General features: G+C 65.3%; 15 protein-coding genes and 1 tRNA gene. 14 read left to right on the top strand and 2 right to left on the bottom strand.

Translation table 11 applies throughout. The features are described from left to right. Positions 1 to 4: 4 nt before the first annotated feature. Complete coding sequence (locus GO592_RS02790) at positions 5 to 1,150, bottom strand: acyl-CoA dehydrogenase family protein (protein ID WP_005264084.1); 1,146 nt, start codon at positions 1,148 to 1,150, stop codon at positions 5 to 7. 134 nt (positions 1,151 to 1,284) lie between these two features. On the opposite strand from GO592_RS02790, the gene GO592_RS02785 reads away from it, so the two are divergent. The 14 genes from GO592_RS02785 (at position 1,285) to GO592_RS02720 (ending at position 13,794) form a co-directional block, all read left to right on the top strand. Continuing rightward, positions 1,285 to 1,914, top strand: a complete 630-nt coding sequence (locus GO592_RS02785) for a TetR/AcrR family transcriptional regulator (RefSeq protein ID WP_202715096.1) — start codon at positions 1,285 to 1,287, stop codon at positions 1,912 to 1,914. Between the two features lie 177 nt (positions 1,915 to 2,091). Further along, positions 2,092 to 3,315, top strand: coding sequence for an ISL3 family transposase (locus GO592_RS02780; protein WP_172651615.1), 1,224 nt, complete (start codon positions 2,092 to 2,094; stop codon positions 3,313 to 3,315). 53 nt (positions 3,316 to 3,368) lie between these two features. Then, complete coding sequence (locus GO592_RS02775; protein WP_039951181.1) at positions 3,369 to 4,712, top strand: HNH endonuclease signature motif containing protein; 1,344 nt, start codon at positions 3,369 to 3,371, stop codon at positions 4,710 to 4,712. A 91-nt stretch (positions 4,713 to 4,803) separates the two neighbouring features. Next, positions 4,804 to 5,145, top strand: a complete 342-nt coding sequence (locus GO592_RS02770) for a hypothetical protein (protein WP_007297218.1) — start codon at positions 4,804 to 4,806, stop codon at positions 5,143 to 5,145. Then, entirely contained in the window at positions 5,142 to 5,714 is a 573-nt protein-coding gene (locus GO592_RS02765) for a DUF3558 domain-containing protein (RefSeq protein WP_039951180.1), read from the top strand. The genes GO592_RS02770 and GO592_RS02765 overlap by 4 nt, the downstream gene beginning before the upstream one ends. A 3-nt stretch (positions 5,715 to 5,717) precedes the next feature. Continuing rightward, positions 5,718 to 7,058 carry a hypothetical protein gene (locus tag GO592_RS02760; RefSeq protein ID WP_007297216.1) on the top strand — a complete coding sequence of 447 codons (1,341 nt, stop codon included), beginning with the start codon at positions 5,718 to 5,720 and terminating at the stop codon, positions 7,056 to 7,058. Continuing rightward, positions 7,055 to 7,804: an ESX secretion-associated protein EspG gene (locus GO592_RS02755; protein ID WP_007297215.1), complete on the top strand. Its 750-nt coding sequence runs from the start codon at positions 7,055 to 7,057 to the stop codon at positions 7,802 to 7,804. Before GO592_RS02760 ends, GO592_RS02755 begins: the two co-directional genes overlap by 4 nt. 16 nt (positions 7,805 to 7,820) lie before the next feature. Next, entirely contained in the window at positions 7,821 to 8,294 is a 474-nt protein-coding gene (locus GO592_RS02750; protein WP_007297214.1) for a DUF309 domain-containing protein, read from the top strand. Next, entirely contained in the window at positions 8,294 to 8,932 is a 639-nt protein-coding gene (locus GO592_RS02745; RefSeq protein ID WP_007297213.1) for an LON peptidase substrate-binding domain-containing protein, read from the top strand. Before GO592_RS02750 ends, GO592_RS02745 begins: the two co-directional genes overlap by 1 nt. A gap of 61 nt (positions 8,933 to 8,993) precedes the next feature. Next, positions 8,994 to 9,070, top strand: a tRNA-Met gene (locus GO592_RS02740). Between the two features lie 103 nt (positions 9,071 to 9,173). Next, on the top strand, positions 9,174 to 10,397 hold the full coding sequence (locus GO592_RS02735; RefSeq protein ID WP_005569476.1) for a cytochrome P450: 1,224 nt from the start codon (positions 9,174 to 9,176) through the stop codon (positions 10,395 to 10,397). A gap of 33 nt (positions 10,398 to 10,430) precedes the next feature. Further along, the gene (locus tag GO592_RS02730) at positions 10,431 to 12,029 is read left to right on the top strand and encodes a phytoene desaturase family protein (protein ID WP_007297212.1); all 1,599 of its coding nucleotides are present in this window, start codon (positions 10,431 to 10,433) and stop codon (positions 12,027 to 12,029) included. 70 nt (positions 12,030 to 12,099) lie between these two features. Then, positions 12,100 to 12,939: an alpha/beta hydrolase gene (locus tag GO592_RS02725; protein ID WP_007297211.1), complete on the top strand. Its 840-nt coding sequence runs from the start codon at positions 12,100 to 12,102 to the stop codon at positions 12,937 to 12,939. Between the two features lie 51 nt (positions 12,940 to 12,990). Beyond that, entirely contained in the window at positions 12,991 to 13,794 is an 804-nt protein-coding gene (locus tag GO592_RS02720; RefSeq protein WP_007297210.1) for a transglutaminase-like domain-containing protein, read from the top strand. A gap of 4 nt (positions 13,795 to 13,798) precedes the next feature. On the opposite strand, the gene GO592_RS02715 is transcribed toward GO592_RS02720, so the two are convergent. Further along, positions 13,799 to 14,179, bottom strand: coding sequence for a MarR family winged helix-turn-helix transcriptional regulator (locus GO592_RS02715; protein ID WP_005264071.1), 381 nt, complete (start codon positions 14,177 to 14,179; stop codon positions 13,799 to 13,801). Between the last annotated feature and the right edge of the window lie 46 nt (positions 14,180 to 14,225).

The raw sequence follows: 14,225 nt of genomic DNA, 5'->3' as shown, positions 1-14,225 counted from the left end.
GGGTTCAGAGGCCGAGGTCGCGGCCGATCAGTTCCTTCATGATCTCGTTGGAACCGGCCCAGATCTTGGTGACACGGGCATCCATCCACGCACGGGCGGCACGGTACTCGGTCATGAATCCGTAGCCACCGTGCAGCTGCACGCAGTGGTCGAGGACCTCGTTCTGCACCTGAGCAGTCCACCACTTGGCCTTGGCGGCGTCCACTGCCGTGAGCTCACCGTCGGCATGTGCGGCGACGCAGTTGTCGACGTAGGCCTGGGTGACCTCGACACGGGTGACGAGGTCCGCGAGGAGGAACTTGTTCCACTGCAGCGAGCCGATGGGCTGACCGAATGCCTTGCGGTCCTTGGCGTACTGGATCGTCTCCTCGAGGATCGGCGCGGCGTGCGCGATGTTCGAGACGGCGGCGCCGACCCGCTCCTGCGGCAGCATCTCCATCATGTGGATGAATCCGCGGTCGATCTCACCGATGATGTTCGTAGACGGGACACGCACGTTCTCGAAGAACAGTTCGGCGGTGTCCGACTCGTGCTGGCCGACCTTGTCGAGCTTGCGTCCGCGCTCGAAGCCCTCCATGCCCGTCTCGACGGCGAACAGGGTGATGCCCTTGGACTTCTTCTCGGGGCTGGTGCGCGCCGCGACGATCACCAGGTCGGCGTTGTAGCCGTTGGTGATGAACGTCTTGGAACCGTTGATGATCCAGTCGTCGCCGTCCTTGACCGCGGTGGTCTTGAGCGACGCGAGGTCGGAACCGCCGGAAGGCTCGGTCATACCGATCGCGGTGAGCAGCTCACCGGTGCAGAACCTGGGCAGCCAGCGCTGCTTCTGCTCCTCGGTCGTGAGCTGCACGAGGTACGGCGCGACGACGTCGGCGTGAATACCGAAGCTCGACGACACGGCGGCGCTCGCCCGCGAAAGCTCCTCGGCGAGAACCGCGTTGAACCGGTAGTCACCGGCCTCGCTTCCACCGTACGCCTCGGGGACCTCGAGGCCGAGGAATCCGTTGCGGCCGGCTTCGAGCCAGATCTCGCGGTCGATGAAGCGCTGCTCGATGAGCTTGTCGGCCACCGGCAGGAGGTTGCGGTTCACGAACTCCCGGGCCGATTCGCGGAATGCCTCGTGATCGGGGCCGTACAGGGTGCGTCGCATGACCGCTCCTTTTTCGAAATCCAGCTGTGGTGTGTGCACGCTTGTAAGCGTGTGCTTATTTTCTAAGCGCTTGCTTATACTGATGGTGCGGCGCGGTATTGTCAACAGCCGCGCAGCCGAGGATGGAGAAAGACATGAGCGAATCACCGAACCAGGTGATCAGCCCTTCCAAGGCTGCCGCCCGCATCCGAGCCGCAGCCGTCGACGCGTTCGCGACCAGCGGTTACGGGGGCACCACCACCCGTGAGATCGCCGCCCGCCTCGACATGAGCCCCGCCGCGATGTACCCGCACTACCGATCCAAGGAAGAGCTGCTCTTCGCGATCAGTTACGAAGGCCACACCGCGGCGCTCGACGTCGTCGTGAGTGCAGACCTCCCCGACGAGGCGCCCTCGACGAGACTGCAGGCGATGATCGGCGCGTTCGCGAGCTGGCAGGCCACGCACCACGCACAGGCTCGCGTCGTGCAGTACGAACTCAACGCCCTCACACCCGAGCACTATCGCGACGTGGTCAAACTGCGCCGCGACATCACCCACATCGTTCGTGCCGTCGTCGACGCCGGGGCCGCATCCGGCGAATTCACGGTGCCCGACAGCGAAGGCGTCACCCTCGCCCTCATGTCTCTGTGCGTCGACATCTGCCGCTGGTTCCCGGCAGGCGCCTACACCGAGCCGGAGGCTGTCGCGAACCTGTACGCCGACCTCGCCATGCGCATGGTGGGTGCCGGCGAGGTATTGCCAGGATCCAGTGGGGTCGGCTAAGATAGAACATACGTGGCGCTCCTCGGGTTTCTGTGGGCGCCATTTCTGCTGTTCAGGGTGGGTTGTGTTGTTGGCCGCACTGTTCGGCGTTTCACCGGTGAGATGAGGGACGCGCACGTGCAGCACCTCTAGGTTTCGGGGTTACCACACCTACCTCAACCCGGAGGCCCGCTACACGTGCGCGTCAGTACTGCATTTAACCGTCTCTTGAAGATCCCCGGTGCATCGGTGTCCGCGGTGTCGATCACAGACAGCGATGTCAAGGTCGAAGTCCGCCTGCGCGCCCGCCGACTCCAGTGTCCCTGCGGGTATATCTCGTCGGCAACATATGACCGGTCCACTCGCCGTTGGCGACACCTTGACCTCGGCACCCACCGCCTGTGGTTGGTCTACGAGATCCGCCGCATCGACTGCCCCGACTGCGGGGTGCGCACCGAACAGGTGCCGTGGGCGCGGCCCACCGCCCGGCACACCCGAGACTTCGAAGACACCATCCTGTGGCTCGCCGCCCGCACCGACCGCACCTCCGTCGCGACGTTGATGCGCTGCGCGTGGGAAACGGTCACCGCAATCATCAACCGCACCGTCGACGAACTGATCGACAGTCGCCGACTCGGGGCGATCTACCGCATCGGCGTCGACGAAATCTGCTACCGACACCCGCACAAGTATTTGACTGTTATCGGCGACCACGACACCAAGACCGTGGTGCATATCGAACCCGGGCGGAGCACCGAATCACTCGCGGCCTTTTATGAGCAGCAACAGGAGTCAGATCTCGACTCGATCGAGTCGGTATCGATGGACGGATCGAAGGCATATCGCGTCGCCACCGAGGAGCACGTACCAAACGCCCGTATCTGTTTCGACCCATTCCATGTCATGCAGTGGGTAAACCGGGCGTTGGACCGAGTGTTCTCCGAGGCTTCCTCGGCCAACCGCCGCAGAATAGAGCTCTCGAGCGGTAGCTGGCGCAAAGTCCGCATCGCGTTGCGAACCGGCGCCGAACGACTCACCGACCAGCGCCGCGCCCTGGTCGACACGCTCACAGGTCAGGATCAGCAGGTCGGGCACGCATGGCGACTGAAAGAGCAAATGCGGGACTTGTTCCGCACCGTCAAACCCTCACGTGCCAAACGACATCTACGCGCATGGATCGACGACGCCGCACACAGCGGAATCCCGGCATTCACAATGCTCGCCCAACAGATCCACAAGCACTACGACGGAATCATCGCAGCAGTAGAACTCGGCATCTCAAACGGCCTCATCGAAGGTATCAACTCAAAGATCAGACTCATCAACGCTCGCGGCTACGGACACCATTCCGCTGAATCGCTGACCTCGATGATCTACCTGACGCTCGGAGGAATTAATCCAAAACTACCCACACAAAGGTGAGGAGCGCCACATACGTTCGATTCGGGGGAATCGACGGCAACCGGGGGGTCGGGGTGGATGCAGCAGCGGTGATCGCATTTCTGGCCGAGTTACCAAAACTCGACCGAGACATCGACGATGCGACACGCATCGACGTACTCCGCACACTCGAAGAGGTGAAAGCCGCCTGCGCGGGCGTGCAAGCCCGGGTGACCGCAGACCTCGACGCCTCCATCCGCGCCGCACGAGCAGACCGCGAAGTGCCGGCCGCACAGCGAGGGCGAGGCATCGCCAACCAGGTGGCGTTGGCACGACGGGACTCACCGTTTCGAGGGGGCCGCCATCTCGGCATGGCGACCGCTCTCGTCCACGAGATGCCCTGCACCTTGGCGCTGCTCGAACGAGGGTTGCTGAGCGAGTGGCGGGCAACAATTCTCGTCCGCGAAACTGCATTCCTCACCCGAGAAGATCGCACCGCACTCGATTACCTGCTGTGCGCCGACCCGGCGACATTGGACGGGCTCGGCGATCAGGCGGTGTGCGCGAAAGTTCGCGCGGCCGCTGCGGAAGTCGACGCCGAGGCCGTGGTGCGGCGGGCCCGCAAGGCGGTATCGGATCGGCGGGTCACCTCCCGTCCCGCACCGGACACCATGGCTTACGTCAGCGCTTTACTGCCGGTGGCACAGGGGGTCGCGGTGCACGCGACTCTTGCCCGTGACGCCGATTCGATCCTCGCCGCCGGTGACGAGCGCACGCGGGCGCAGATCATGGCCGACCTCCTCGTCTCCCGAGTAACCGGCGCGCCCCACACCGCGACGGCACCTCCGATCACCGTGAACCTCGTCATCTCCGACCGTGCGCTCCTCGACCGGGGGTCCGAACCCGCCTACATGCAGGGGTACGGGCCCGTCCCCGCGGCACTGGCGGGGCATTGGATCAAGGAGGCAGTCGAGGCCGCGATCGATCCGGAAACCGGGGACGAGGCGCGGGTGACCCTGCGCCGCCTGTACGCGAACCCGCACTCGGGAGCCCTGACCGCAACCGAGTCCCAAGCCCGCTGCTTCCCCGCCGGGTTGGCGAGGATGATCGATCTCCGCGATCGAACGTGCCGGACACCGTGGTGTGATGCGCCGATCCGGCATCACGACCACATCCAACCCCGCGAGTACGAGGGCCCGACCACCGCACACAACGGAGCCGGCCTGTGCGCGGCCTGCAACTACGCCAAACAAGGTGCAGGGTGGAACGCCAAGCCCCATCAGCTGCCCGGCGGACTGCACAAGATCGAGATCCACACCCCCACCGGACACCGGTACCGATCAACCGCACGACCACTACCGAAACCGTTGCCGTTCCGTGAGGTTCAGATCAGCTCACCAGTGGAACGCATCCTCATCGAATACCTCCACGCAGCCTGAACATCGGGTCGCCGCACACTAGACCGAGTGACACACCCGTGCGGTAGCATCTCCGCACGCGGCCGTGGGGGTCCTGTCGAGTACTGGGGGGATGGGAATGAGCAAAACACTGCGTCTGGAAGATGACGCAATCGAGAAGTGTGTCGGCGTGTGCAACACGATGCTGGAGCAGGTGCGTGATGCGATCAAGGAAGCCGACAGGCTTCGCATGGTCACTGGCTTCGGAGGGTTCGCCTCCGCGCAAGAGCTGCAGGCTGGCTATCAATCGAAGTTCACCGGCGAGGCTGGGTCAGTGCATCAACGCCTTATTCAGTTTCGTGACGCAATCATTCTGATGCGCGATACCTTCGCGGCCGGAGGCGAAGCCTTCGCGAACGCTGACAGCGCAATCCGCCAAGCCCTCGGTGCCATCCAGGAGGACACTCCAGCATGAGGCGTTCCCTTTCATGGATCGGCATTGCTTCGACCGCCGTAGCGCTAATGGGGTGCACGGCGACCGCGACGACTGAGTCGAATCCACAAACATCCTCCACCCGAGTTCCGCGTCACGTCGACGAATCGACTCGCCCTCAGGTTGCCTTCGATCCGTGCCTCGACATTCCCGACGAAGCTTTGCTGGAAGCGGGGTACGACCCGAGCAGTGAAGAGAATGCCGACTTCCCTGCGGGGAATTACACCTTCCTTGGTTGTTCGTACGATTCCACCGACGATCTATACGGGATGAACGCGTTGTCCGGGAATATCACTTGGGCTGAAGAGCAGGAAAAATCCAAGGACCACCACGCAACGCAGATTGAGATCAACGGTCGTCGGGCGCTTCTGAAGTTCGACCCTGAGGTAAGGAATGCGTGCGATCTCAGCATGGAAACCACCTACGGCATGTTCGGACTAACACGAAGCATCTTCCCCGATTACGCTGGGTCCGCTCCTGAACCGGAATGGTGCGCTGGCCTCGAAGACACCGCCCGCATCTTCGAGCGCTACATTCCTAAGGAGGGCTGAGCCATGCCGCCCAACGATACTGTGTCCGCGATCCTCGGCTCGATGAACCCGAATGGTGCGGGCGAGCAACGCCGCACCAGCCTCCAGAGCTCGGCGGACAGGCTCGCTGCGGGTTCGGGAACAGATGACCCGTACATCCGCACCATGGAGAGCTTCCACGGTATGGGTCACGAAGAAATGTACGCGATGGTGCAGACCATGGTTCCCGACGCCATCGGTCAACTCGCCCAGGCCTGCCACAGCATCTCGAACTCCCTCCCACTTGCCTTCGGATTCGCAGTCCTCCGCAATACGATTTCTGAACGTTGGGAGGGCGAGGCGGCAGACGCCGCGGCACAAGCGACCGAGAAACTCGCTGAAACCAGCGGTCAGCTGACATCGAGTATCGCGGCAATCGCGGTGAAGCTCGATATCTTGAGCAGCGCGGCTGCGGACGTGAAAGCGTCTGTGCCTCAGCCAGCTAGTGCCGAAGGCGTCCTGTCCCAACTCCCGCTGAGTCCGCTTGCGGCGGAATCGTCCGAGACTGCGAGGGAAGCCGCACGACTCGAGGCGGTTCGGAGGTTGGAAGCGATCTACGTGCCGAACTACCGCGATGTCGGCACGAATGTTCCGCAACTCCCGGAGCCTTACGCCCCTTCTGGAGATGGTGCCGGCTCCGACGGTGTCCTGACTGCTCATGGAACGTTCCCCCACGGTTCGAACCCCTGGGGCACAACCGACAGCAATATCTCCTCCGCGTCGGGAGAGGGCGATTTGTCGGCAGATAGCGAGAACTCCGCGGACGGTAATTCCGCGGGGGATGATGCCGCGGCTACGTCCGCAGCGAATGCCGAATCTGCTGCCAACCAGGGCGCTGGGGCTGGATCCGGATCGGCCGCGCAGACTGCCGCAGCGAATGCGCAGAATGCGGCCGGTGCCGGTTCGCAGGCGGGCAGCGGCGCGGGTGCCGCGGGTTACGGCGGCGGAATCGGCGGAGGTTCGGGGTCCGGTGCCGGAGGTTCGGGCCTCGGGGGTTCGGCGTCGGGCGCGCGCCGGAAGAATGACAAGCGCGACTCCGAGTCCAGCTCGAGCGGTGTGGTTCCGGGTGGCCCGATCCCGTCCGGTGGCGCCGCAGCCGGCGCAGGGGCGGCTGCCGCTGCTGCGGCGGCGACTCCGGTGAAACCGAGCATGAGTCGTCCCGGAATGGGAATGGCACCCGGGATGATGGGTGCACCCGGCCGAGTGGGCGGCAACGGCGATGGCGACACGGAGCATCAGACGCCGAGCTATCTCATCACCGTCGACAACGGCAACGAACTGATCGGCAAACTCGACCCCGTCGCACCCCCGGTGATCGGCGCATGAACTGGCGGCTGACGTCAGCCCAATTCATGTGCCTTTGGGAGGCAACCGATCTCGACCGGATGCCGTACCCGCTGCAATACCGGTCCGCAGCTGCGACGGAAGATCAGTATGCCGCCCAGCAACGCGAGCTGGAGCAGTGGCGGACCGCGCTCGACGAACCGAAACTGGTCGCCGCAATCCAGGCGCTCCGGGATCCGCAACTGTCCGTCACGGTGCTCGCCCCCTCCCCCGAACTCGACTCCGGGCTTCGCCGGAGGGGCAGCATCCGTGGCCGGGTCGCCGTCGTCGCCGAACAACTGCGCGGAGAACCGGGCCGCGGCGACATCCGGATCGACGCCGGCACCGAGGGCGTCGACTGGCTGACCACTCAACTCCTGAAAGACCTGCCCGACTGTGCGCCCGGACGGACCCCGTCCCTGACCGCGCACCCCGACGACCTCGAGAACCGAAGCAGCGGTACTTCCGTCCTGCAGAACGCTCGCGCCTCCGACGGCACTCTTCTGCGAGGGATCGTCGGCCGGCCGCGGACCGGAATCGGATACATCTGCATCCGGGGTACGCGCAGCGGGCTCGACGAGCCCGTTCTGGGTGAACTGACCTGGATCGACGTGGAAGCGGACGGCCGGTACCTCTATCACCAGGACAACCGTGTTCACCTGCGGTCCGCGACAGTCCCGTTGGTTCGCGACGAGCTGTCGAAACGCGTGTCGGCGGCCCTCGCCAACCCTTCGCCGACCCGCGACTGAGCGTTACCCTTGTCCCATGACCGATCGGGACAGGGACGGGACGGGGAAACCCCTCAACGCACGCCCCCGCGATGAACTCGGCCGACCCCTGCCCCACGACGCCGAGGGTGTGCCCCGCATCCCCGACGACCTGCGGTTACCACCCGACGAGGCGATCACCGAGGCTCAGCGGCTACTCGACCACGGCATGCCGTTCCACGCCCACGAGATCCTCGAGGGTACGTGGAAGATCGCCCCCGAGGACGAGCGGGAACTGTGGCAGGGGCTCGCACAGCTCGCGGTGGGTCTCACCCACCTGATGCGGGGCAACAAGACCGGCGCGCGGTCACTGCTGCGCCAAGGCCACGACCGGATCCGGCATTACGAGGTGGAGGCGCCGCACGGCCTCGACATCGCCGGCCTCCTGACATGGTCGGAACACCTCACGGACGAGATCGATCGCGTCGACCCGCTGCCGGCGACGCCCGTACCCCGATTGAGAATCCCCTGATGACTCTGCTCCCCATGTTCCCGCTGGGCTCGACGATGCTGCCCGGTCAGCAGCTTCCCCTCCACGTCTTCGAACCCCGCTACCAGGAACTGGTTCGCGACTGCCTGGACGCACCGGACGGTCCCCGTTTCGGGGTCGTTCTCATTGCCCGTGGCAACGAGGTGGGCGGCGGCGACGTCCGCCACGATGTCGGCACCATCGCGCGGATCGAATCCCACGCGTCGATCGGCGACGGGCGGTACGAGCTGTTCTGCCGCACCGAGGAACGGATCAAGGTGTCGAAGTGGTTGCCCGACAACCCGTATCCGGTCGCTGAGGTCGATGTCTGGCCGGACGAGAACACCGGCACCCAGACGGCGGACTACGAATTCCCGTCCCTCATCGAGAGACTCGAATTCCTGTACGGTCTCCTTCGCCGTCTCGCGACGGAGACCGGCAATGTCCCGCCCGACGTTCCCGTCATCGGCGCTTTCCGCGGGTCGCTCGGCACGCGGCTCTACGAGATCGCCACCTACATTCCGATGGGGGACGCCGACCGCCTGCAGATCCTCGCTGCGGCGGGCGCGGACGAACGCTTGCGGGAGGTCTCCGAGGCGATCGAGAACGCCATCGAAATGGTCCAGTTCCGGCTGATGTGACCTAGCCCTCCCCGGGGTTGGTCAAGAGCACTCCGGGAAGGGTGTAGTGTTGTCAATGCAACGCGGGGTGGAGCAGCTCGGTAGCTCGCTGGGCTCATAACCCAGAGGTCGCAGGTTCAAATCCTGTCCCCGCTACCACTGGAAACGGCTCCGGAGATTCAATTCTCCGGAGCCGTTTTTCGTTGTTCCACATCCTCCGGGACTAGAACGTATTCTCGTACGTGAGGCCTCAGGAGGGACAGTGCAGCTCGCCGACGTCGATCTCTACAACCCGGACACCTTCGCGAAGGGCGTGCCCCACGAGATGTTCGCCGTGTTGCGGCGGGAGGCACCGGTCTACCGGCACCTCGACGAGCGGGGCGACCCGTTCTGGTGCGTCACCCGGCATGCCGACATCGTGACGGTGAACCGGGACGCCGAGACGTACTCGTCGTGGCGGGGCGCCACCTACATCGACGACCTGAGCCCCGACGACCTGGCGGGCCAGCAGCTGATGATGCTGAACATGGACCCGCCCGACCACACGGCGCTGCGGAAGATCGTGAGCAAGGGTTTCACGCCCCGCCGCATCGGCCAGCTGCACGAGATTCTCGCGAGGCGGGCCACGACCATCGTCGACGCGGTGATCGAGCGCGGCGAGTGCGACTTCGTCGTCGATGTCGCGTCCGAACTCCCGCTTCAGGCGATCGCCGATTTCCTGGGGGTGCCCCAGGAAGATCGCAAGCTGATCTTCGATCTGACGAATCAGATGATCGGCTCGTCCGATCCGGAATTCCATCTCGAGGAAGGGCAGGAACGGGCGGCGGCGGCCCAGATGTTCGCGTACAGCCTGGAGATGTTCGAGGACCGCAAGAAGCACCCGCGCGACGACATCGCAACAGCTCTCATCCAGGCCGATGTACACGGCGAGAAGCTGGGCGAACTGGATTTCAACATGTTCTTCATGCTCCTTGCGGTCGCGGGTAACGAGACCACCCGCAACGCCATCTCACACACCCAGCTGGCGCTGATGGAGCATCCCGAGGAGCGCAGGAAGGTGCTCGAGGATCCGTCCAAGCTCGACGCTCTGATCGAGGAGGGGTTGCGCTGGGCCACCCCGGTCATGCAGTTCCGCCGGACCGCGACCACGGACACCGTGCTGCACGATGTCGAGATCTCCGAGGGCGACCGCGTGGTCATCTGGCACATGTCGGGAAACCGCGACGAGGCGGTGTTCGACGACCCCTACACGTTCGACATCGACCGCCCTACGGGCCACTACTCCCAGCACATTGCGTTCGGCGGCGGCGGTCACCATTTCTGCCTCGGCGCCAACCTCGCTCGCGCCGAGATGAAGGTGATGCTGGGCGAGATTCTGCGTCGCATGCCGGACATGGAACAGACGGCACCGGCACAGCGCCTGCGCTCCAACTTCATCAACGGGCTCAAGCACATGCCGGTGACGTTCACACCCTCGTCCATCTGAGCGGAGCGCCGCCTTTTCTGACAGCCTGGTCGAGTGAACAACGTCGACGCAGTGGTCATCGGGTCCGGTCCCAACGGACTCGTCGCGGCCGCGACCCTGGCAGATGCGGGCTGGGACGTCGCGGTCGTGGAGGCGCAGCCGACGCCCGGCGGTGCGGTGAGGTCGGCGGAACTCGTCCCCGGCTTCACGTCGGACCTGTTCAGCGCGTTCTATCCCCTGTCCACCGTGTCGCCGGCGCTCCGCGGTCTCGACCTCGAGTCGCACGGACTGCGGTGGAGTCACGCGCCCAGCGCGCTCGGGCACGCCCGCTCGGCTGCCGACGAGGACGCGCCGGTGATCCACCCGAAACCCGCGGATACGGCCGCCGACCTCGAACGCCGTCAACCCGGTGACGGCGTCGCGTGGACGGCGCTGGTCGAGCAGTGGCACGACATCAAGGAACCGCTGCTGAGCACCCTGTTCAGCCCGTTCCCGCCCGTGCGTGGTCCGAGCCGACTGCTGCGACAGCTGGGGACCGCCGAGTCGCTGCGGCTGGCCCGATTCCTCCTCCTGCCCGCACGGCGGATGGCCCATGAACTGTTCCGGAGCGAGGCGGCACGACTTCTGTTGCTGGGTAACGCGATGCACGCCGACACCCCGCCGGACGCACCGGGCAGCGGCGTCATGGGTTACATCCTGACGATGCTCGCCCAGGACGGGGGTTACCCCGTTCCGGTGGGCGGTGCGGGCGAGTTGTCGGCCGCGATGGTGCGCCGGGCCGAGCACGCGGGTGCGCACTTCCACTACGGCGACGGCGTGACCGGGATCGACGTCCGGTCGGGTCGCGCCGTGGGGGTACGGACGGCGTCGGGTGTCCGCTACACGGCACGTCGGGCGGTGATCGCCGACGTCTCTGCGCCCGCACTGTACGGGTCGCTGCTTCCCGACCACGCCGTCCCCGCCCGCGTGCGGGCCGACCTCGAGCACTTCGAGTGGGACACGCCCGTCCTGAAGGTCAATTACGCCTTGTCGCAGAAGATTCCGTGGCGTTCCCCCAGCCTGAGCGGAGCGGGCACCGTACACCTGGGTGCCGACGACAACGGACTCGTCCGCTGGATGGCCGACCTGACCACCGGCACCGTTCCGTCCAGCCCGTTCCTGTTGTTCGGGCAGATGACGACCGCGGATCCCACCAGGTCACCGGCAGGTACCGAAAGCGCCTGGGCGTACACGCATCTACCGCGCGACGTCACCGACGACGCGTCCGCCGATCTGCTGGCCGCGCGGGTCGACGACGTCCTCGAGGCGCACGCACCGGGTTTCTCGGAGCGGGTCGTCGGACGGGTCGTCCAGCGCCCGTCGGATCTCGAGGCGGCCGACGCGAATCTCGTGGGTGGCGCCGTCAACGGCGGGACGGCGCAACTCCATCAGCAGCTGATCTTCCGGCCGGGGCCGGGCACGTCCCGTTCGGAGACGCCGGTTCAGGGCCTGTACCTGGGAAGCGCCTCCGCACACCCGGGTGGCGGCGTACACGGGGTGTCGGGCCTGAACGCCGCCCGCGCCGCGCTCGGCGAGGACGGACCGCGTGGGTGGCTGCGGCGGCGCACGTCGCGCGCCGTCATCGACCTGTTGTCGAAGGGACCGATACCCTAATTTGTCCCGTGCCGGGGTACCTCACCGTGCAATGATCTGAGTCGTCGAATTCGGACCACGAAGGGGCATCATGCAGCATCGAGAATCATCCTTCGCCGGCGTCGGCGGAATTCCCATCGTCTACGACGTGTGGCTCCCCGAGCGGCGCCCGCGTGGCGTGCTGGTTCTGTGCCACGGCTTCGGCGAGCATGCCCGGCGCTACGACCATGTGATCGAACGGCTCGGGGAGCTCGACCTCGCGATCTACGCGCCCGACCACCGCGGGCACGGGCGGTCGGGCGGCAAACGGGTCCACCTGAAGGACTGGACCGAGTTCACCGACGACCTGCACCAGTTGTTCGGCATCGCATCGACGGACTGGCCCGGCACCGACCGGTTCCTCCTCGGGCACAGCATGGGCGGTTCCATCGCGCTGACCTATGCACTCGACCACCAGCAGGACCTGAAAGCACTCATGCTGTCCGGGCCTGCGGTCGACGTGACGAGCGGCACGCCGCGCATCGTGGTCGAGATCGGCAAGCTGGTGGGCCGCTTTCTCCCCGGAGTGCCCGTCGAGTCGCTCGACGCGAAGCTGGTCTCTCGCGACCCTGCGGTCGTATCGGCCTACGAGGAGGATCCTCTCGTCCACCACGGAAAGGTGCCTGCCGGGATTGCGCGCGGAATGATCCTCGCCGCCGAACGGTTGCCGGAGCGTCTGCCGTCGTTGACGGTTCCCTTGCTGCTCCAGCACGGCCAGGACGACGGACTTGCGAGTGTGCACGGCACGGAACTGATCGCGGAGTACGTCGGTTCGGAGGATCTCACGGTGGAGATCTACGAAAACCTGTTCCACGAGGTGTTCAACGAACCGGAGAACGAGGAGGTACTCGACGACCTCGTCGAGTGGTTGCGGCCGCGCGTGCAGTCCTGACTTCGGCGGGGGTGTTCTGCACCCCCGGCCGATGGATGCCAGGATGGGCTGATGAAACGTCACGTCAGCGCCACTCTCGACATCGAGGTCACCGACGCCACCAGTCTCGAATTCAAAATCGCGGTGGCCCGGACCCCCGGTTCGGAGTTGTCGGAATCGCTGACGTTCACCCTCGACGGTCATCGTGTGGATGCACGAGAGATGTTGGCGGAGCACGGCACTCGCGTCCACCTCCTGGACAGTGAACCTGGATCGCTACACGTCGAGTACTCGGCTTCAGTTGCGGGTAAAGCTGATTCGCCTCCGGTCACCGACTACGACCTGTCGAAGTATCTGCGCCCGAGCCGATATGCAGAGGCGGACAAGTTCTTCGGTTTCACCGGCGGCGAATTCAATCTGTCCAAGCCGCACCCGGAACTACTGCAGGACATCACCTCGTGGGTGGGGTCGCGATTGCTGTACCAGGCGGGTTCGAGCAGATCCACCGACAGCGCCGTCGACACGATGCTGTCCGGGGCGGGCGTGTGCCGTGACTTCGCCCACCTCACGGTGGCGCTTCTGCGGGCCGTCACCATTCCGGCGCGGCTGGTGGCCGTGTACGCGCCGGGGTGCGATCCGATGGACTTCCATGCCGTCGTCGAGGCGTTCGTTGATCACGAATGGCGTGTGGTCGACGCGACCCGATTGGCTCCGCGTTCGGCACTCCTGCGGATCGCGACGGGTCGCGACGCCGCGGACACGGCATTCCTGGACAATCACGGAGGGGCGATCACGCTCGAGAACACCGTGGTGACAGCCGTCGTCGACGGCGAATTCCCGTCCGACGACTACGCGACACCCACCTCACTGACCTGACGGGTCAGGTTGCGTCCGAAAGCCTTTCGGTGAGCACGCCCACCTGAATCTTCTTGGCGTCGGCGTGCACCTCGCGGCCGGCGTCGGTGACGTCGACGAACACACCTCGCCGGTCCGCCTCACACAGCGACCTCGCGACCAGGCCCGCCTTCTCCAGCCGGGCCACACTCCGGGACAGGGCGCTGGGGCTGAGGTACATCTCGGCCGCCAGGTCCTGCATCCGAGGTCGCTCGCAGGTGGCGTCCATCAGTCGGTCGAGCGTCTCGAAATCACTCATGCTCAGGCCGTGAGCGTGTTGCATCTCACGATCCAACTCGCAGGCGATCTCGTTGTATCTGCTCGCGAGCAGCCGCCACGTGCCGCGCAGGTCCGCTTCAGAGCTCATGCCCCGCACCCTAGCGCGCGCACGCAAAAGGTGCAAGCGAATTAAA

The organism is Rhodococcus sp. 21391 (genome assembly GCF_016772255.1).
Classification (GTDB): domain Bacteria; phylum Actinomycetota; class Actinomycetes; order Mycobacteriales; family Mycobacteriaceae; genus Rhodococcus_F; species Rhodococcus_F opacus.
This window is presented reverse-complemented; position numbering and strand designations above follow the sequence as displayed.